Annotated in this window: 16 protein-coding genes and 1 pseudogene; 6 read left to right on the forward strand and 11 right to left on the reverse strand. The window is 72.8% G+C overall.

The features are described from left to right. The first annotated feature begins 312 nt into the window (after positions 1-312). Positions 313-1215, forward strand: a complete 903-nt coding sequence (locus QSK20_RS10500; protein WP_285788411.1) for a type IV toxin-antitoxin system AbiEi family antitoxin domain-containing protein — start codon at positions 313-315, stop codon at positions 1213-1215. Between the two features lie 23 nt (positions 1216-1238). Here the strand turns inward: QSK20_RS10500 and paaE are convergent, their stop codons facing one another. The 5 genes from paaE to paaA are packed head-to-tail and all read right to left on the reverse strand — an operon-like array spanning position 1239 to position 4986. Next, positions 1239-2354: a 1,2-phenylacetyl-CoA epoxidase subunit PaaE gene (paaE, locus tag QSK20_RS10505; RefSeq protein ID WP_285788412.1), complete on the reverse strand. Its 1116-nt coding sequence runs from the start codon at positions 2352-2354 to the stop codon at positions 1239-1241. Further along, complete coding sequence (gene paaD, locus QSK20_RS10510; protein ID WP_285788413.1) at positions 2351-2827, reverse strand: 1,2-phenylacetyl-CoA epoxidase subunit PaaD; 477 nt, start codon at positions 2825-2827, stop codon at positions 2351-2353. Before paaD ends, paaE begins: the two co-directional genes overlap by 4 nt. 55 nt (positions 2828-2882) lie before the next feature. Next, positions 2883-3635: a 1,2-phenylacetyl-CoA epoxidase subunit PaaC gene (paaC, locus tag QSK20_RS10515; RefSeq protein WP_285788414.1), complete on the reverse strand. Its 753-nt coding sequence runs from the start codon at positions 3633-3635 to the stop codon at positions 2883-2885. Beyond that, positions 3632-3919, reverse strand: a complete 288-nt coding sequence (gene paaB, locus QSK20_RS10520; RefSeq protein ID WP_088981097.1) for a 1,2-phenylacetyl-CoA epoxidase subunit PaaB — start codon at positions 3917-3919, stop codon at positions 3632-3634. The genes paaC and paaB overlap by 4 nt, the downstream gene beginning before the upstream one ends. Then, positions 3916-4986, reverse strand: a complete 1071-nt coding sequence (gene paaA, locus QSK20_RS10525) for a 1,2-phenylacetyl-CoA epoxidase subunit PaaA (RefSeq protein WP_285788415.1) — start codon at positions 4984-4986, stop codon at positions 3916-3918. Before paaA ends, paaB begins: the two co-directional genes overlap by 4 nt. Positions 4987-5360: 374 nt before the next feature. Between paaA and QSK20_RS10530 the strand changes: the two genes are divergently transcribed. Next, positions 5361-6299 carry a hypothetical protein gene (locus tag QSK20_RS10530; RefSeq protein ID WP_285788416.1) on the forward strand — a complete coding sequence of 313 codons (939 nt, stop codon included), beginning with the start codon at positions 5361-5363 and terminating at the stop codon, positions 6297-6299. Next, entirely contained in the window at positions 6299-7258 is a 960-nt protein-coding gene (locus QSK20_RS10535; RefSeq protein WP_285788417.1) for a serine hydrolase, read from the forward strand. The genes QSK20_RS10530 and QSK20_RS10535 overlap by 1 nt, the downstream gene beginning before the upstream one ends. Before the next feature lie 48 nt (positions 7259-7306). Here the strand turns inward: QSK20_RS10535 and QSK20_RS10540 are convergent, their stop codons facing one another. Both QSK20_RS10540 and QSK20_RS10545 read right to left on the reverse strand, forming a co-directional pair. Continuing rightward, on the reverse strand, positions 7307-8158 hold the full coding sequence (locus QSK20_RS10540) for a menaquinone biosynthetic enzyme MqnA/MqnD family protein (RefSeq protein ID WP_285788418.1): 852 nt from the start codon (positions 8156-8158) through the stop codon (positions 7307-7309). A gap of 33 nt (positions 8159-8191) precedes the next feature. Beyond that, positions 8192-9478 carry an MFS transporter gene (locus QSK20_RS10545; RefSeq protein ID WP_285788419.1) on the reverse strand — a complete coding sequence of 429 codons (1287 nt, stop codon included), beginning with the start codon at positions 9476-9478 and terminating at the stop codon, positions 8192-8194. A 215-nt stretch (positions 9479-9693) separates the two neighbouring features. Here QSK20_RS10545 and QSK20_RS10550 point away from each other — a divergent pair, with 215 nt between their 5' ends. Both QSK20_RS10550 and QSK20_RS10555 read left to right on the forward strand, forming a co-directional pair. Next, entirely contained in the window at positions 9694-12003 is a 2310-nt protein-coding gene (locus QSK20_RS10550; protein ID WP_285788420.1) for an AAA family ATPase, read from the forward strand. A gap of 52 nt (positions 12004-12055) precedes the next feature. After that, the gene (locus QSK20_RS10555; RefSeq protein ID WP_285788421.1) at positions 12056-12817 is read left to right on the forward strand and encodes a VOC family protein; all 762 of its coding nucleotides are present in this window, start codon (positions 12056-12058) and stop codon (positions 12815-12817) included. 3 nt (positions 12818-12820) lie between these two features. Here QSK20_RS10555 and QSK20_RS10560 read toward each other — a convergent pair whose 3' ends face one another. The 4 genes and pseudogenes from QSK20_RS10560 to QSK20_RS10575 form a co-directional block, all read right to left on the reverse strand. Beyond that, complete coding sequence (locus QSK20_RS10560) at positions 12821-13597, reverse strand: ABC transporter ATP-binding protein (RefSeq protein ID WP_285788676.1); 777 nt, start codon at positions 13595-13597, stop codon at positions 12821-12823. 137 nt (positions 13598-13734) lie between these two features. Next, a complete protein-coding gene (locus QSK20_RS10565) occupies positions 13735-14871 on the reverse strand; it encodes a FecCD family ABC transporter permease (protein WP_285788422.1) in 1137 nt (378 codons plus the stop codon). Between the two features lie 32 nt (positions 14872-14903). Then, complete coding sequence (locus tag QSK20_RS10570; RefSeq protein WP_285788423.1) at positions 14904-15842, reverse strand: ABC transporter substrate-binding protein; 939 nt, start codon at positions 15840-15842, stop codon at positions 14904-14906. 349 nt (positions 15843-16191) lie between these two features. After that, positions 16192-17517: pseudogene (locus QSK20_RS10575) on the reverse strand (M14 family metallopeptidase); the annotation flags it as partial. Between the two features lie 215 nt (positions 17518-17732). Between QSK20_RS10575 and QSK20_RS10580 the strand changes: the two are divergent. Further along, positions 17733-19079, forward strand: a complete 1347-nt coding sequence (locus QSK20_RS10580) for a C39 family peptidase (RefSeq protein ID WP_285788424.1) — start codon at positions 17733-17735, stop codon at positions 19077-19079. The last annotated feature ends 66 nt before the right edge of the window (positions 19080-19145 follow it).

A 19145-nucleotide genomic window follows, 5' to 3' on the forward strand; every position in this document is an offset into this window, starting at 1 on the left:
CCTCCTCACCCCCTGACCCCCCGCCCCCGCCCCCGCCCCTCGCCCCCGCCCCTCGCCCCCGCCCCTCGCCCCCGACCCCGTCGATCATGGACTTGTGGCACCCGGAAAGTGGCGTTTGTCAGGCTTTGAGCACTGCCCAAAGTCCATGATCGACGGGGTCGGGGGGGGCGCGGGGGGGGTGGGCGCGGGGGTGGGTGGGCGAGGGGGTGGGTGGGTGTAGCAGAGGAGGGCTTGATCAGGGGGTTTTCCACAGGGGGTGGAGTTGTCCACAGGTGGGGCGTTCGGGGGCGGGAAGGTGACGAGGATCGTGGTGTGGCCGATGAACTGCGTCGCTATCCGGAGTTGCGCTCCGCCGGTAGGTCCCGTGGCACCGTGCGGCACGCTGTCGAGGCCGGGCACCTTCGCCGGGTGACCCGGGGGATCTACACCGGCTCGAACCGTGAGCCCGGCGAGTGGTTGCGGGCGATGCTCATGCGGCTGCCGGCCGGGGCAGTGGTCGGTTTCCACACCGGAGCCCGCCTGCACGGGTTCGGTGACGTACCGCAGGACGTCCTTCACGTGATCGTGCCGGCCGGCTCGGTCGTACCGAAGATCTCCGGGGTGGTCGTGCACGAGGCGGTGCTGCCCGTCCGCGATCCGGTGATGGTCTGCGGCATACCGGCTGCCCCGGCCGCCCGCTGCGCCGTCGACCTGGCCCGCACACTGCGGCGGATCGACGCACTCCCCCTCCTCGACCTTGCGCTGCGATCCGGTGCCTGCCGGCCCGGCGACCTTGAGCAGGAGGTGACGCGACATGGCCGATTGCGGGGCGTGCGTCAGGCCCGACACCTCGTACCCCTGGCGGATGCCAGGTCGGAGTGCCGGCAGGAGAGCCAGCTACGTCTCGTGCTCGTCGACGGCGGCCTGCCCCGGCCCGAGCCGCAGATCTGGGTTACCGACGAGTGGGGACGCCCGGCCCTCCGGCTCGACCTGGGCTATCGCACCCACCAGGTCGGCGTCGAGTACGACGGCAGCTCCCACCTGACCCGCGAGCGCCTCCGGAGCGACCGGGCCAGGATGAACTGGCTGTCGGCCAACGGCTGGACCATGCGCTACTTCACCGATCGGGACCTCTATCTCCGCCCGGACCACATCGTCCGAGAGGTTCGTCGAACCCTCTCGCCCGGGCCGGGGCGACCCACCACCGGCACTGGCCGACCTGGCCGCCGCTGGTGACCGGGGCGGCGGCGGTCGACCGGTCAGGCGTCGTAGTCGATGACGAGCTGGTCGGTGGTCGGGGACGACTGGCAGGTCAGCACGTATCCGGCGGCCACCTCGTCCGGTTCGAGGGCGTAGTTGCGGGCCATCGACACCTCACCCGAGACCACCTTCGCCCGGCACGTCGAGCAGACCCCGCCCTTGCAGGCGTACGGCAGTTCACCGCGCACCTTCAGGGCGGCGTCGAGCACCCGCTGCTCGCGTCCCATGATGAAGGTCGACGCCCGGCCGTCCAGCAGGATGGTGACCTCGGCGCCGGTCCCCGGCACGTCGGCCGGTCGGCGTGGCGGCTCCGGTGGCGCGTCGACGTGGAACAGTTCGGTGTGCACCGCCGACGCCGGGACTCCCCGGTCGGCCAGCACCGCCTTGGCGTCGACCACCATGCCGTACGGGCCGCAGAGGAACCACTCGTCGATCCGGTCGCCGGGGACGATGCTGTCCAGCAGGCGGCACAGCCGGTCGGCGTCGACGCGTCCGGAGAGCAGCGGCGACTCGCCCGGCTCCCGGGAGAGCACGTGCACCAGGTGCAGCCGGGTGGGGTGGCGGTCCTTCAGGTCGGCCAGTTCCTCGGCGAACATCACGGTGTTCGCGGTGCGGTTGCCGTACACCAGGGTGAAGGTGCTGGCCGGTTCGACGGCCAGCGCGGTCGCGACCAGCGCGAGCACCGGGGTGATCCCCGACCCGGCCACCACCGCGCCGTAGTGGCGGACCCGGTCCGGCGCGAACGCGGTGGTGAAGTGCCCCAGCGGCGGCAGCACCTCGACGGTGTCACCGGTGCGCAGCGCGCCGCAGGCGAAGGTGGAGAAGGCCCCGCCCGGGACCTCGCGCACCCCGATGCGCAGCTGGCCGTGCCGGGCCAGGTCGTCCGGCGTCGAGCAGATCGAGTACGACCGGCGCACCTCGGCGTCGTCGGCTCCGCCACCGGGCAGCCGCACGGTGAGGTGCTGACCGGCGCGGAACGCGAACGTCGCGCGCAGTTCCTCGGGCACGGCGAAGGTGATCGCCATGGCGTCCTCGGTGAGCCGGTCGACGGCGACCACCGGCAGCGGGTGGAAGACCGGCCGACGACGGACCGGCCGGGTGATCGTGACAGTCACAGCGCCTTCAGGTGGTCGAAGGGTTCACGGCAGGATCGGCACCGCCACAGCGCCTTGCAGGCGGTGGAGCCGAACCGGCTGACCTGTTCGGTCTCCGGCGACCCGCACCGCGGGCAGCGGACGGCGAGGGTCAGCGGCACGACCCCGCCGCTGCGGGTCGGGGCCGGTGGGGCGATACCGGCGGCGGCGAGCTTGGCCCGCCCGGCGTCGGAGATCCAGTCGGTGCTCCAGTCGGGGGTGAGCACCGTCCGGACCTCGACGTCGGGATGGCCGGCGGCGGCCAGCGCGCGGCGGATGTCGGCGCGGATCACGTCCATCGCGGGGCAGCCGGTGTAGGTGGGGGTGATGGTCACCACCACCCGGCCGGTGGTCGGGTCCTCCTCGACCGAGCGCAGGATGCCGAGGTCGTCGATGGTGACCACCCGGATCTCCGGGTCCACCACCGCCGCCACCGCCTCCCGGGGACCTACCACCGGAACCGCCTTCCGTTCGCGACTGCGGGGCTCCGCTGCGCTGCACTCCTCGCGCTCACCACTGTGCACCCGGGTGGGCGCGGTGCAGGACCTGCATCTCGGCGAGCAGGTAGGACAGGTGCTCGGTGTGCACGCCGTCGCGGCCACCGGAGGGGCCCCAGCCGTCCGTCGGGCGCTTCAGCGTGCCCTCGGCGAGCACCGCCTCCACGGTCTCCAACCACTGCGGGCGCAGGGTGGACGGGGCGGCGGCCAGCCCGGCGGCGTCCAGCCGGGCGGTCAGCTCGTCGGCGGCGAAGAGCTCGTGGGTGTACGGCCAGATCTCGTCCACGGCGGCCTGCATCCGCCGGTGCGACTCCTCGGTGCCGTCGCCGAGCCGCCGCACCCAGAGCGCGGCGTGGTCGAGGTGGTACGCGGACTCCTTGCGGGTCTTCTTCGCGATCGCGTACAGCCGCTCGTCGGTGGAGGCCACCAGCCAGTCGTAGAGCAGGTGCTGGTAGGCGGCGAGGAAGAGCAGCTTCGCCATGGTCACCGCGAAGTCACCGTTGGGCAGCTCGACCAGGAGGCAGTTGCGGAACGCCCGGTCGTCACGCAGGAACGCCAACGCGTCCTCGTCCCGCCCGGCGCCCTCCAGCTCGCCGGCGTAGGTCAGCAGCAGCCGGGCCGCGCCGAGCTGGTCGAGGGCGATGTTGGCCAGCGCGACGTCCTCCTCCATCTCCGGAGCCCGGGTGGTCCACTCGGCGAGGCGCTGGGCGGCGACCAGGGCGTCGTCGCCGAGCCGGAGGGTGAACTCGTGCAGGTCGCGGTTCACAGGTGGGCCACCCCGTCCGGCACCTGGTAGAAGGTGGGGTGACGGTAGACCTTGTCGGCCGCCGGGTCGAAGAAGGCGTCCTTTTCGTCCGGGCTGGACGCGGTGATCGCACCGGCCGGGACCACCCAGATCGAGACCCCCTCCTGCCGCCGGGTGTAGAGGTCCCGGGCGTTGCGCAGCGCCACCTCGGCGTCGGGGGCGTGCAGGCTGCCGACGTGGGTGTGCGACAGCCCGCGCCGGGCACGCACGAACACCTCCCAGAGCGGGGACAGTTCCTGGCTCATGCGGCGACCTGCTCCTTCTTCCGCTCCGCCTGCTTGACCGCGTACGCCGTGGCGGCCTCGCGCACCCAGGCCCCCTCGGTGTGGGCGCGGCGGCGGTGTTCGATCCGCTGCCGGTTGCACGGCCCGTCGCCCTTGATGACCCGCATCAGCTCGGCGTAGTCGGGCTGGGTGAAGTCGTACGCCTGGCGCTGCTCGTTCCAGCGCAGGTCGCCGTCGGGCAGGGTGAGGCCGAGGATCTCGGCCTGCTGCACGCACATGTCGACGAAGCGCTGGCGCAGCTCGTCGTTGGAGAAGCGCTTGATCTTCCAGGCCATGGACTGCGCGGAGTGGGTGGAGTCGCCGTCCGGCGGGCCGAACATGGCCAGGGACGGGTACCACCAGCGGTCGACGGCGTCCTGTGCCATCGCCTTCTGCTCGGGTGTCCCGTGCGCGAGGGTGTGCAGGATCTCGTAGCCCTGCCGCTGGTGGAAGGACTCCTCCTTGCAGACCCGGATCATCGCCCGCGCGTACGGGCCGTAGGAGCAGCGGCACAGCGGCACCTGGTTGACGATCGCCGCGCCGTCCACCAGCCACCCGATCGCGCCGACGTCCGCCCAGGTCAGCGTCGGGTAGTTGAAGATCGAGCTGTACTTCTGACGGCCGGAGACGAGCATCTCGACCAGCTCGTCGCGGCTGACCCCGAGGGTCTCGGCGGCGGAGTAGAGGTAGAGCCCGTGCCCGGCCTCGTCCTGGACCTTGGCCAGCAGGATCGCCTTGCGCTTGAGAGAGGGGGCACGGCTGATCCAGTTCCCCTCCGGCTGCATGCCGATGATCTCGGAGTGGGCGTGCTGGGCGATCTGCCGGATCAGCGTCTTGCGGTACGCCTCGGGCATCCAGTCGCGGGGCTCGATCTTCTGGTCGGCCCCGACCACCTCGGCGAAGTACGCCTCCAGGTCGGCCCCGGGTGGGGCGCCGTCGGGACGCCCCCGCGCGGCGGCCTCCCGCAGGGCCGCCTCGGCCGCCTCGACCTGATCGAGCAGACCCCCGCCGGGGGCCTCGTCCGGGTTCGCGAAGTCGTTGCCGTACACGGTCCAAGTGTTACAGCTCCCCGTAACGGGCGCTAGAGGGATGTAACAGCGAACAGGATCGGGCGGCGACCGGGCGGGCGACCACCTCCAGCCAGGTCGGGCGGGACATCCGCCGAACAGTGCGCCATCTCACATTCTCGAACCTGGGCAATGTGGGGCAATGCGTCAGATGTCCTGGTTTTCTGGCGCGTCAACCGGCCACGGCTTCTGGCGCCTCCCGGTCCCGGACGTAGACTTTGCCGGTCACACCGATCGGCTCCGGGCGATCGCCGTCCCCGACCGGCCGCATCCCCGCCCCGGCCTCCGGCCGCCCCGCCGACGTACATCGGAAAAGCTGGTCCCCCCGGCCCTGACTTCTGGGAGTTCGCCCGCTCATGCGTCCCCGCGTGACCCTGGTGCTCGCCATCCTGGCGGTGCTGCTCGGCGCCGGCATACTGGTCCCGACCGCGTACGTCCGTCTCGCCAGTGACAGCGGCAACTCGGGCGACGGCACGGAGAGCGTCGCGGCCCCGCCGCCCGCCGCGCCCCCGCCGCCCACCCTGACGAACGCCCCCGTGTCGGTGCCCTTCGACGGCAAGTACTTCTCCTGGGCCCTGATGGACCGCGAGACCGGCACCATCTCGGGCGCGGAGAACCTCACCACCACCAACTCCACCGAGTCGATGATCAAGGCCTGGATCGCCGCCGACTACCTGCGTCGCCTCGGTGACAAACCGCTTCCCGCCAGGCAGCGCACGCAGGTGGTCACCGCCATCCGGGACAGCAACGACACCGCAGCCCAGGCGCTCTACCAGGCCGGCGGCAGCGGGGCCGTCCTCGAACGGCTGATCAGCACGTGCAAGCTGACCGACACCCGGGTCGACCGGCGGGCCCGATGGGCGTACACCCAGATGTCGCCCCGGGACGCGGTCCGGATGGGCGACTGCATCGCCGACGGCACGGCCGCCGGCCCGAAGTGGACGCCGTTCCTGTTGCAGGAGATGGCCAGCGTCCGGGGCACCACCGCTCCCGAGGACCAGGAACTCAAGCAGGGCGGCGGCCGGTGGGGCATCATCGACGGCCTGCCGCCGGCGATCACCGAGCAGGGCCCGGTCGGCATCAAGAACGGCTGGACGATGCTCTGGGCGGATCTCCAGTGGCACCTGAACTGTCTGGCCGTGACCGACAAGTGGAGTCTCGCGGTGATGATGCGGTACCCGAAGGACCACGGACTGGACTACGGCGCGCAGGTCTGCCAGAGCGTGACCACCCAGCTCGTCACCCCGCAGCCGGGTGCCGCGCTCAAGGTCCCGCAGCCGGTGGCGAAGCCCTGATGGCGGGCAACCGCCGGGCCAACCGGTCGGGTGGCGGCGATCCCTCGCCGCTGCGGCTGATCGGCGTCGCGGTCGTCCTGATCGGGCTGGTGCTGGTCGCCCTCCGACTGCTGCCCGGATCTCCGTTCGAGTCGGACGTCGCCGCCCGCTGGGGCACCGTTGACGACCCGGCCGCCCGGGTCACCGACGGGGCGACCGACCGCAGTACGCGCAGCACGCCGGTCCCGTCCCCGACCCCCTCGCCCGAGCCGCCCCCGCTGCCGCTACGCGCGACCGAGGTCACGCTGGACGCCGAGGGCTGGTGGAGCTGGAGCCTGCTGGACACCCGGAGCGGCGAGATCGCCGGCTCGGCGAACATGAGCGAGACCAACACCACCGCCTCGTTGATCAAGGCCTGGATCGTCGCGGACTACCTGCGCCGTGCCGACGAGGACGGTCGCACGGTGAGCGACGCGAAGCTCGCCGACGCCACCAAGATCATCCGGGACAGCGACAACACCCGGACGCAGCAGTTCTACAACTCGCTCGGCGGCGAGCCCTCGATCAAGCGGCTCATCGCCACGTGCAAGCTGACCGACAGCAGCCCGGCCGCCGACGGAGGCTGGAGCCGGACCAACCTCTCGGCACGCGACACCGCCCGGATGGGGGCCTGCATCGCCGACGGCCGGGCCGCCGGCCCGGAGTGGACCGACTGGCTGCTCAAGGAGATGAAGCTGGTCCGGGGCACCGGTGACTTCGGCATCCGCAAGGCCTTCCCGGCCGCCGAGCAGAAGCAGATCGCCATCAAGAACGGCTGGGTCGACCGGACCCGCGAGCAGGAGATCCACGTCAACTGCCTGGCCATCGGGGACGGCTGGACCATGGGCGTGATGGTCCGCTACCCGATCAACCTGGGCTACGAGTACGGCATGGCCAACTGCGAGAAGGTCGCCGAGCAGCTCCGGGCCGCCGCCACCTGATCTCGTCGGGCCGGCCGCCGGGATGCCCCCCATGCGGTCGGCCCCCGGTCAGCCGGCGAAGAACTCCGGGCCGCCGGCCGGCAGCGCCGGGGCCTCGCCTGCCTCGGCAGCACGGCGGGCGAACTCCCGCAGCCCCGCGACCTGGCGCTCGCCGAGGGAGAAGTCCAACACCCGGAAGTACGACGCCAGCGTCTTCGCGTCGAACGGCTCCCACCGGGCCGCCGAGGCCGCGACCTCGTCCAGCTCCGACAGGCAGAGGTCACGCGAGCGCAGGAACGCCTCGTGCACCTCCTTGACCAGCCCGGGGTGGGCGGCGGCGAAGTCCCGGCGAACCGCCCAGACGGCGAAGACCATCGGCAGGCCGGTCCACTCCCGCCAGGCCTGCCCGAGGTCGGTCACCGCCAGCCCCCGGCGCGGGGCCTCGTAGAGCGCGCGCAGCGCCACATCGCCGATCAGGACCCCGGCGTCGGCCTCCAGCAGCATCTGGGTCAGGTCGGGCGGGCAGCGGAAGTACTCGGGTCGCACCCCGTACCGCTCGCCGAGCAGCAACTGGGCCAGCAGCACCCCGGTCCGCGAGGTGGAGCCCAACGCCACCGGACGGCCGTCCAGCTCGTCCAGCGGGCGGGTCGAGACCACGTTGACCGAGAGCACCGGGCCGTCGCTGCCCACCGCCAGGTCGGGCAGGAGCAGCAGCTCGTCGGCGTGGCGCAGGTACTCCACGTGCGAGATGGGACCGATGTCCAGGTCACCGGCGACAAGCGCGGCGCTGAGCCGGTCCGGCGAGTCCTTGTGCAGGTCGACGTCGATCAGCGCACCGGAGCGCATCAGGCCCCAGTAGATCGGCAGGCAGTTGAGGAACTGGATGTGCCCGACCCGGGGGCGTGCGACACGGTCAACCATGCCCCGACCGTATCCCCGTCGGAAACCGGCCGCTCACCGGGCGGGGGTCGGAGTGGGCAACCCCGCACCGACGGCACCGTCCGTGGTCGGCCGGTGCCGCCGGTCGCTACGCGCCGCGCGGGCGACCGGCACCACGAAGACGACCACCACCAGCAGTCCCGCCACCCCGCAGGCGGCGACCAGCGGGCGGGGCGCGGCCACCTCCATCGCGAGCCCGCCGATCAGGTAGCCGACCATCGCGGCGCCCTGGGTGGCCCCGCCGAAGACCGCGAAGGCCCGGCCCCGGGCGGCCTCGGGCACCCGGCGGGCCAGCAGGAGGTTGTTCAGCACGCTGTCGCCGCCGTTGGCCAACCCGCCCAGCAGCCAGCACGGCACCACCAGCAGCGCGGCCGGCACCACCGCCCCGACCAGGACCATCAGGCAGCAGACGGCCAGCAGGACCAGCCCACCCCAGAGCAGTGTGACGTCGTCGGTGAACCGGGCGGCGAACCGGGCCAGCAGCCAGGCCCCGGGCAGGATGCCGAGCGGCCAGGCTGCGGTGACCACGCCGAACATGGTCGCGGAGGCGTCCAGGGTCTCCCGGAGGTAGAAGACCTCGACCACCCCGAGCGCGCCGAGCGCACCGACCACCGCAGCCATCGTGGCGACCATCGCCACCAGCACCGGGTCGTGCCGCAGTCGCCAGGCCGGCGCCGCGCTTTCGCCGCCGGACGCCGGCCCGGCGGACCGGGAGCCACCCCGGCGGGTACGGATGACGAGCCCGGCCACCACCAGCGCCAGGTAGCTGGCGGCGTCGACGAGCAGTGGAACCCGGGTGCCGAACTGTCCCACCAGCAGCCCGGCCAGGGCCGGCCCGCCGAGCATGCCGATGGTGGCCGCGGTCTGGTTGAACGCGCTGGCCCGGGGCAGGTCCTCGGCGCGGACCATCGCGGGCAGCAGCGCGGCCAGCACGGGTTGGGTGACCGCGAGGCCGCTGGCGAGCAGCGCCACCAGCGTGACGATCACGACCGGATGCTCGGCGTACGCGAGCGACAGGCAGACGGCCGCCTGGGCGAACCCGGTGCCGACCAGCAGGGTGCGGCTGTCCACCCGGTCGGCCAGTCGTCCGGTCAGCGGGGCGAGGAGCACCAGCGGCAGGGTCGCGGCGAGCAGCAGCGCCGACACCGCCAGCCCACCTGCCCCGGCGGACTGGAGCGCCAGGGTCAGCGCCGTGGCGGCGAGGAAGTCCCCACCGGTGGAGACGCCTCGGGCGACGGTCGCGAACCCGACGTCGGACCATCGGGAGTAGGGCGGTGCCGACAGGACGAAGGTGGAGGGCATTTCGCGGAACGTAGTTACGCGCCTCCGCCCGGGACAACCGGTTATCCGCGACGCCACGGGCGGGATATCGGCGGCCGTGCCGGACGGCGGGGCGTAAACTCTTCGTTCCCGCCGACGGCCGCGGTGATCGAGCACCGCAGCGGACGTCCCGCGCCGACCCGCACGGTCGGAAACGCGAGCGGCAGCCTTCTCCCCCGTGTCGAGGAGTACGTCGGATGTCCCTGCACGCCCCCGTGTCCCTGGCGGACGAACTCGCCGCCGAACAGTCCCACCTGGCCGCGTCCCGTACGGCGCTGCGCCGGATGCGCGAACGCGCCGAGCTCCTCTTCGCCGGCGGCGACAAGGTCGCCGGTGACGCCTACACCGCCGAGCAGCTCGGCCGGCACATGGCCCGCCGGGTCGCGGAACTGGCCGACGACCCCTCCACCCCGCTCTTCTTCGGCCGGCTCGACTTCGGCCGGGCGGCCGACGGACAGCACAGCGGCCAGGCGGCCGACGGGCAGCACGGCGGCCAGACGGCCGACGGGCAGCACGGCGGCCAGACGGCCGACGGGCAGCACGGCGGCCTGACCGCCGACGGGCAGCACAGCGGCCGGACGGCCGACGGCCACCACGGCGGCCAGACGGCCGACGGGCAGCACGGCGGCCTGACCGCCGACGGACACCACGGCGGTGGCACCGACCCGGGCCACGCCGGGCACCGCTACCACGTCGGGCGGCGGCACGTCACCGACGAGGCCGGTGAGCCGCTGGTGCTGGACTGGCGGGCCCCGGTCTCGCGGTCGTTCTACCGGGCCAGCGCCCGCGACCCGCAGGGCGTGGCGACCCGACGCCGGTTCGGCTTCAGCGGAGGCGCGCTGACCAGCTTCGAGGACGAGCACCTCGACCGGGGCGAGGAACTCGGCACCACCAGCCGGATCCTCACCGCCGAGATCGAACGGCCGCGCGTCGGACCGATGCGGGACATCGTCGCCACCATCCAGCCCGAGCAGGACGAACTGGTCCGGGCCGACCTGGCCGACTCGATCTGCGTGCAGGGCGCGCCGGGCACCGGCAAGACGGCCGTCGGCCTGCACCGGGCCGCGTACCTGCTCTACCTGCACCGGGAACGGCTGCGCCGGTCCGGCGTCCTGATCGTCGGGCCGAACCGGGCGTTCCTGTCGTACATCGCGGCGGTGCTGCCGGCGCTCGGCGAGGTCGAGGTGGAGCAGGCCACCGTGGAGGACCTGGTCGGCCGGGTCGCCGTCCGCGCGGTCGACGAGCCGGCCGTGACGACGCTCAAGCACGACGCGCGGATGGCGGAGGTGCTGCGTCGGGCGGTCCGGTCGCACGTGGGCGAGCCGACCGAGCCGATCGTGGTCTCGGACGGGTCGTTCCGCTGGCGGATCGGGCTGGACCCGTTGCACCGGGTGGTCGAGGAGACCCGCCGTGAGGGGCTGCCGTACGCCACCGGGCGGGAACGGGTCCGGGCCCGGGTGGTCGGGCTGCTGCAACGGCAGGCCGAGTCGCGGCGGGCCGAGTCGCCGGGCGATGCCTGGCTGCGCCGGATGGGCCGGGCCCGACCGGTCACCGCGTTCCTCGACGCGGTCTGGCCGGCGCTCACCCCGGAAGGGCTGGTGCACCGGCTGCTCGCCGACCCGCAGTTGCTCGCCCGGGCGGCCGACGGCCTGCTCACCCCGGCCGAGCAGGCGCTGCTGACCTGGGCGAAGCCGGCCCGGACCCCGAAGGCGACCCGGTGGAGCGCCGCCGACGCCGTCCTCGTCGACGAGGCCGCCGGCCTGATCGAACGACCGGCCGGCTACGGGCACGTGGTGGTGGACGAGGCCCAGGACCTCTCCCCGATGCAGTGCCGGGTGGTCGCCCGACGCAGCGAGCACGGCTCGATCACCCTCCTCGGCGACCTGGCCCAGGGCACCGCCCCGTGGGCCGCCACCGACTGGCGGGAGAGCCTGGCCCACCTGGGCAAGCCGGACGCGACGGTGGTCCCGCTGACCGTCGGGTTCCGGGTGCCGGCCGTGGTGGTGGCGTTCGCCAACCGGCTGCTGCCGGCGCTCGCCGTGGACGTGCCGCCGGCCGAGTCGCTGCGCCGCGACGGGGCGCTCGACGTGCGTACCGTGACCGACCTGGGCGCGGCGACGGTGGCCGAGGTGCGTGCGGCGCTGGCCCACGACGGTTCGGTCGGGGTGATCGCCGCCGACGACGCGGTCGACTCCCTGCGCGCCGCACTCGACGCGGCCGGCGTGCCGACCGGCGGCGCGGACGACGTCGAGGCCGCCGCGAGGGTCACCGTCGTCCCGGCCACCCTGGTCAAGGGCCTGGAGTACGACCACGTGGTGGTCGTCGAGCCGACGGCGATCGTCGCCGCCGAGCCGCGTGGCCTGCACCGCCTCTACGTGGTGCTCACCCGGGCGGTCTCCCGCCTCGCCGTGCTGCACACCGTTCCCCTGCCCGCCCCGCTCACCGGACCGGCGTGGCGCGCGGACGTTCTGAGCGGTTCGCCGGACGGGGCGCGTCCGCCGGTGTGAGGATGCCGGCAGGGCGTGCCGCCGGGGTACGCCCCGGCGAGAGGGGGATCCGGTGCGCGACGTTCCACCGGGTACGCCCTGCTGGGCCGACCTGGCCACCCCCGACCTGGCGGAGACGCGGCGCTTCTATCCCGAGCTGTTCGGCTGGACGGCGCACGTTTCGCCCGAGCCCGACGCGCAGGGCTACACGGTCTTCCGGCACGACGGTCGAGCGGTCGCCGGGGCGGGGCCGCCGGCCGCTCCCGACCAGGTGCCGATCTGGTCGACGTACGTGGCCACGGACGACGCGGACCTGGTCGCGGGGCGGGTCACCGCAGCGGGTGGCCTGGTGTTCGTGCCGCCGTTCGATCTCTTCGACCAGGGCCGGATGGCGGTCTTCAGCGACCCGGCGGGTGCGGTGCTGTCGGTCTGGCAGCCGATGTCGATGCCCGGCGCGGAGGTGCTCGGCGCCCCGGGCTCGATGGCCTGGAACGAACTGGTGACCCCCGACCCGGAGGCGGCGAAGGTCTTCTACGAGCTGGTCTTCGGCTGGCACCCGGAGGAGCAGCCGACGGACGGTCCGTACACCGGCTGGCGACTCGGGGACCGGATCGTCGCGGGGATGATGCCGCCGCTGGGTGACGGATTCCCGGCCGACCTGCCGGCGTACTGGGCGGTGTACTTCGCGGTGGACGACGCGGACGCGACGGCCGACCGCGCGGTACGGCTCGGCGGGGAGGTGCTGGTGCCGCCCCGGGACAGCCGGTCCGGTCGGTACGCCGCCCTCCGCGACCCGCAGGGTGCCCTCTTCTCCGTGATCGCGCCCGCCGGGTAGCGGTCAGGGCGTGGTGGACGGCGGGCGGGGACGGACCGGCACCACCAGCGGGCCGTGGGTGCCGTCGACCACCCGGACCCGCGCCCGGTAGTGGGTGGCCAGCAGTTCCTCGGTGAGCACCTCGCGCGGGGCGCCGGTGGCGACCGCACGGCCGTCGGCGACCAGCACCAGCCGGTCGGCGTACTCGCCGGCGACGGTGAGGTCGTGCATGGTGGCGAGCACGGTCAGCCCGTGCGCGTGCCGGAGCTGGTCGACCAGTTCCAGCACCTCCTGCTGGTGGCCGATGTCCAGGGCACTGGTCGGCTCGTCGAGCAGCAGCAGCGTGGCCCCCTGCGCCAGCGCCCGGGCCAGGAAGACCCGCTGCCGTTCCCCGCCGGAGAGGGTGGACAGCTCACGGCGGGCGAAGCCGGCCAGGTCCAGCCGGTCGAGCACCTCGTGCACGGCGGCCAGGTCGGCGGCGGACTCCCGGCCCAGCGGCGGGATGTACGGGGTCCGCCCGAGCAGCACGTAGTCGAAGACCGACATGCCGGCCGGCACGGCCGGGGACTGGGCGACCGTGGCGACCACCCGGGCCCGGTCCCGGCGGCGCAGGGCGGCGCTGGGCGTACCGAACAGGGAGATCACGCCGGACGCGGGCAGCAGGCCCCCGACGGCACGGAGCAGGGTGGACTTGCCCGCGCCGTTCGGACCGATCACGGTGACCCACTCGCCGACCGCGACGGTCAGGTCGACCCCGGTGAGGATCGGAACGCCGTCCAGGCTGACGTGCAGCCCCCGGATCTCGACGGCGGCGACGCCAACGCCCGCCGGACGGCGGACGCCGGCGTCGGCACCGGCCGGGCGGTGGGCGGTCACGCCGGCGCCAGCCTGGCGGCGCACGGTCGGGCCGGCACCGGACGCACCGGCCGGGCGGGCGGTCACGTCAGCACCCGGCGTACGGTGCGCAGCACCAGCACGAAGAACGGGCCGCCGAGCAGGGCGGTGACCACGCCGATCGGCACCTCGGCGGGGGCGGCGGCGGTCCGGGCCACCACGTCGGTCAGCGCCAGGAACGCCCCGCCGAAGAGCATCGACAGCGGCAGGATGGCCCGGTAACTGGAGCCGGCGAGCAGCCGTACGGTGTGCGGCACGATGATCCCCACGAAGCCGATCAGGCCGGAGGCGGAGACCGCGGCGGCGGTGCCGAGCGAGGCGGCGGCGATCAGCAGGTACCGGGAGCGCTGCGGGTGCAGGCCGAGACTGCTCGCCTCGTCGTCGCCGAGGGCGAGCACGTCGAGTTCCCGCCGGTGCAGCAGCACCACCCCGGCGGTCAGCGCGAAGTAGGGCAGCACCAGCAGCACGTCGTGCCAGCCGGCGGTGGCGAGCCGCCCGAGCAGCCAGGAGTAGACCTGCTGGATGTTGTCGGAGTTGCGTTGCAGCAGGTAGGTCTGGCCGGCGGAGAGGAAGGCCGAGACCGCCACCCCGGCCAGGATCAGGGTCGCCGGGGAGCGGTCGCGTCCCCCGGCGGCGCCGAGCAGGTACGTCATCGCCACCGCGCCGAGCGAACCGACGAACGCGGCCAGCGGAATCGTGAACGGCAGCCGGCTCAGCGCGCCGTCGGTGCCGCCGAGGGCGATCACCGCGGTCACCGCCAGGCCCGCGCCGGCCGCCACCCCCAGCAGGTACGGGTCGGCCAACGGGTTGCGGAAGACGCCCTGGTAGCAGCCGCCGGCCAGGGCGAGCAGCCCACCGACGAGCAGGCCGAGCACGGCGCGGGGCAGGCGCAGCTCGACGACGATGGCGATCTCACGTTCGGTGAGCCCGCTGTCGAGGCGTACCCCGGGAATGAGGTTGAGCAGTTCGACGGCGACGCTGCCGGGCGGCAGGCTGACCGCGCCGAACGACACCCCGGCGATGAGCGCGACGAGCACCGCGAGGATCCCGGCAGCCAGCCAGGGCAGGCGCAGCCCGGCCGGCCGCGCCTTCACCCCGAACGCCGGAGCCGTACCCGCACCCGTGCCCTTGCCCGCCCCGCCCAGGTGTGAGGAGGGGTCCCCTGTTACCGCTTTCTGCATAGGAGGGGACCCCTGCTACCAACTCGGCACGGTCACGCGACCGGGGCCTTGGCCACGGCGTCCACGATCGCGCGGAGCAGGTCGACCACGCGCGGACCCCACCGGGAGGCGATGTCGTCGTCGAGCGCGACGACCTGGTTGTTCTTCACCGCGGTGATCCCGCCCCAGCCGCCGCGCGCGCCGACCGTCTGCGCGCTCTGCTGGCAGCACTTGGTGTCGGCCAGGAAGATGAAGTCCGGGTCGGCGGAGACGATGACCTCCTGGGAGAGCTGCGGATATCCGCCGCTCTTGCCGTCGGCGTCGGAGGCGTCGGCGATGTTCTCCAGCCCGACCATCGCGTACAGCGAGCCGATGTAGGTCTTGCTGGTCGCGGTGTACAGCTCCGGACCCAGCTCGTGGTAGTAGGTGAGCTTCTCGGCACGCTTCGGCAGGTCCGCGACGAGCTTGGTGATGTCGTCCTTCATCCGCCGGGTCAGGTCGGTCGCCCCGTCGGCCTGCCCGGTGAGCTGGCCCAGCTCGCCGATCTGCCGGTAGGTGTCGTCCAGCGTCTGCGCCGCCGGCACGAGGTGCACCGGGATCTTCAACGCGGTGAGCTGGTCGACGATCTTGTTCCGGTCGTCGGAGAGCACGACGAGGTCCGGGGTCTTCGCGGAGATCGCCTCCGCGTTCGGCTGGAAGCCGGACAGGTCGGTCTTCGGCGCCTCCGGCGGGTGATTCGACTGCTCGTCGACGGCGGTGACCTGCGGGCCCGCGCCGATGGCGAAGAGCATCTCGGTGGCGGCGGCGGAGAGCGAGACGATCTTCTCGGGCCGCTTCTCCAGGGTCAGTCCGCCCACCGTGACCGGGAACTGTCCCGCCGCGCCGCTCGCGCCGGTGGCCGGCTCGTCGTCGTCCGCGTCGGCGCAGGCACCGAGCGCGAGCGCGGTGACCGCGAGCGCCACGGTGAGGAGTCGAGGGGTGCGTCGTGTCATCTGGCCTCCTGTCGGTCGAGGAGTGTGCTTCGCCGACAGGGGCCACGGCCCGACCGCCCGCGAGGCGCCCTTCCTCGAGAGCGCGGGTCGCGACCCTCCGCAGGCGGCCTGGCTCGTCCTCCCGCCCGACTCGGGCCGGTGACCCGGCGGGGAGCGGCGCCCCGGCCCGGGAGGCCGGAACGCCCCCGGCCGGAGGGCCGGGGCGGAAGGCGTCACAGTTGCGGGACAGCGCCGGGTTCTGACCGGCTTCGCTGCGGGTGGTCCGGGGGGAACGGTAGCGCAACACGGACGGTGAGGGCGGACCGGCGTGGCCGGCCCGCCCTCGACGTCCCTGGTCAGGCTGTCACGCGCAGTAGGTGCCCTGCTTTCCGATGGCCCGGTACGGGCAGTCGGCGTACTCGCTGAGCAGCAGGACCGCGTCCTTGTTCCGGGTGGTCTCCCGGGTGATCACCTCGTCCGGCGGGTAGAAGCCGCCGCTGAAGGCGTTGCGGGGGTACATCTCGAAGGTGTACGCCCAGATCTTGTGCTGCCCCCACATCCAGTCGAGGCTGTCGCCGTCGGTGATGTAGAGGTCACTGGACTGCTCCGGGGTGTAGCCGTTGAGGTTCGCCATCTGCTGGCCGATGGTGGCGAAGGTGTTGTACTGGTCGAGGGTCATCCCCGGCGCGGTGTTGTTGTAGGTGTAGCCGAACGGCCAGAGCACCAGCTCCGAGTACGTGTGGAAGTCGATGTTCGCCTTGATCTGCTGGACGCCACCGATCACCCGGCTGTTCACGAAGTTCCGGAACGCCGCGGTCTCCGGCGCGGAGAACGCCGACGGACCCCGGTAGGTGTCCGACCCGGGCGAGCCGGACGAGCCGCCGCAGCAGCCCCACTGGTAGCCCCAGTTCCGGTTCAGGTCGGTGCCGATCGCCGTCGAGCCGCTGTTCGGCTGCCGGTTCTTCCGCCAGGACCGGTACGAACCGGTGGCGATGTCGTACTCGCTGCCGTCCGGGTTCACCGTCGGGATGATCCACAGCTCCCGGCTGTTCACCACGTTGGTGACCCGCGAGTCGGTGCCGTAGCTGTCGGTGAAGAGGTTGAGCAGGTAGATCGCCATCTCGACGGTCAGGTGCTCCCGGGCGTGCTGCTGGGAGTTGAACACGATCTCCGGCTCGTTCTCGTCGGTGGCGACGTTGTCGGAGATCTTGACCGCCATCAGGTCGCGGCCCTCGTACGAGCGGCCGATGCTGATCTTGCGGGCGAGGGTGGGATGGTCCGCGACCACCTTGTTCACCACCGCGGTCAACTCGGCGTAGTCGTGGTAGTTCGAGTCGGCCGGCGGGAACGCCGCAGGGCCGACGTCCGACGATTCGTGCGAGTGATCGTCGTGCGGGGCGGCCATCGGGTCGAGCCGGAAGCCGAGCTTGGTGATCGCGGCGGCCTCGGCCGGAGTGGCCGAGACGACCAGCCGGCCGTGCTCGATGCCGTCGATGCTGGCACCGGTGCGGGCCACCGCGCTGCGGTCGTCGACCGTACGCGGACCGTGCACCTGGTACTGCGCGGCGACGGGTTCGGACCGGTCGGCGCGGGGTTCTGCGGCCACCGGTCCGGAGACGACGGCGAAGAGCCCCACCGCGGCACTGACGGCGAACACCATCCCGCGACGGAGTGTGACGGATTTTCGGAAGGCCATGCCAACCTCCTGACGGCGCGGAGTGTCTCCGCTGGTGGATCACACTTCACCACCGGTCACATGGTCATATCAATATTGACGGCCATCTCTTTCATGCCAAGCGCATCCTCGCATCGGCAAAAATTTTCCCCTCGATGGACATCTGGCGAAACTTCCCACCGAACGGGATAGTGAAAGTCGACGATGCATCAACCCCTACCAGCAGCGGAGCTTCCATGGCCGGACCACGTCTGCGCGCGGTCGCCGTCGTCGGCGTCACCGCGTTCGCCCTCCTCGCCACCACCGCCACCGCCACCGTCGCGTCCCCGGGCTCCGACCGGAAGGGCCAGACCACCCACGACGAACAGATCACCTGGCAGGACTGGACCGGCCGGGGCGAGTGGCGGCGGGGCACGGCCGCCGGCACGGTCGCCACCCCGGCCGGGCTCACCCTCGGCACTCCGGCCGGCACCACCACCTACCAGGACCCGCACACCGGCGTCACCCGCACCTGGGCGTACGGCACGTGGACCTCGCCGGTCACCCGGATCGGCTTCGACGCGAGCGAGATGATCGCCTCCTGGAACGCGGCGACCCCGGCCGGCACCTGGATCCAGGTCGAGGTGCAGGGCCGGTACACCGATGACGTCCGGACCCCGTGGTACGTCATGGGTCGCTGGGCCTCCGGCGACGCCGACATCCGGCGGACCACCGTCGACGACCAGGGGGACGGGCGCTCCGACGTCTGGACCGACACCCTCTCCGTCCGGAACAAGACGGCCGGACCGCTGCTGCGCGGGTACCAGCTCCGGCTGACCCTGTACCGGGCGACCGACCAGTCGGTCTCCCCGGTGGTCCGGATGGTCGGCGCGATGAGCTCACACGTCCCCGACCGGTTCACCGTCACCCCGAGCGCCGGGGGCATCGCCTGGGGCGTCGAGCTGCCGGTGCCCCGCTACTCGCAGATGGTCCACTCCGGCCACTACCCCGAGTACGACGGCGGTGGTCAGGCCTGGTGCTCCCCCACCTCGACCGAGATGGTGGTGGAGTACTGGGGCCGCCGTCCCAGCGCGGAGGACACCGCCTGGGTCGACCCGACGTACCCGGACCCGACGGTCAACCACGCCGCCCGGTCGGTCTACGACTACACCTACGAGGGGGCCGGCAACTGGCCCTTCAACACCGCGTACGCGGCCAGCTTCCGTGGTCTGGAGGGGCGGGTCACCCGACTGCACTCGCTGGACGAGCTGGAGCGCTTCATCGCCGCCGGCATCCCGGTGGTGACCAGCCAGTCCTTCCTCGCCAGCGAACTCGACGGGGCGAACTACGGGACCTCCGGCCACCTCTTCGTGGTGGTGGGCTTCACCGCCGACGGTGACGTGATCGTCAACGACCCGGCGTCGTCGAGCAACGACGTGGTCCGCAACGTCTACAAGCGGGAACAGTTCGAGCAGATCTGGCTGCGGACCAAGCGGACCACGGCCAGCGGTGGCGTCGCCGGCGGTCCCGGGGGCATCGTCTACCTGGTCAAGCCGCTGGACAGCCCCTGGCCGGACCGCCCGGCCGGCTCCACCAACTGGTAGTCCGAGCCACCGGTTCGCGGGGCCCGTCCGGTACGCCGGTCACCGGCGGGTCCCGCCCGGTGTGCG

Source organism: Micromonospora sp. NBRC 101691 (assembly GCF_030269285.1).
In the GTDB taxonomy this organism is placed as follows: domain Bacteria; phylum Actinomycetota; class Actinomycetes; order Mycobacteriales; family Micromonosporaceae; genus Micromonospora; species Micromonospora echinospora.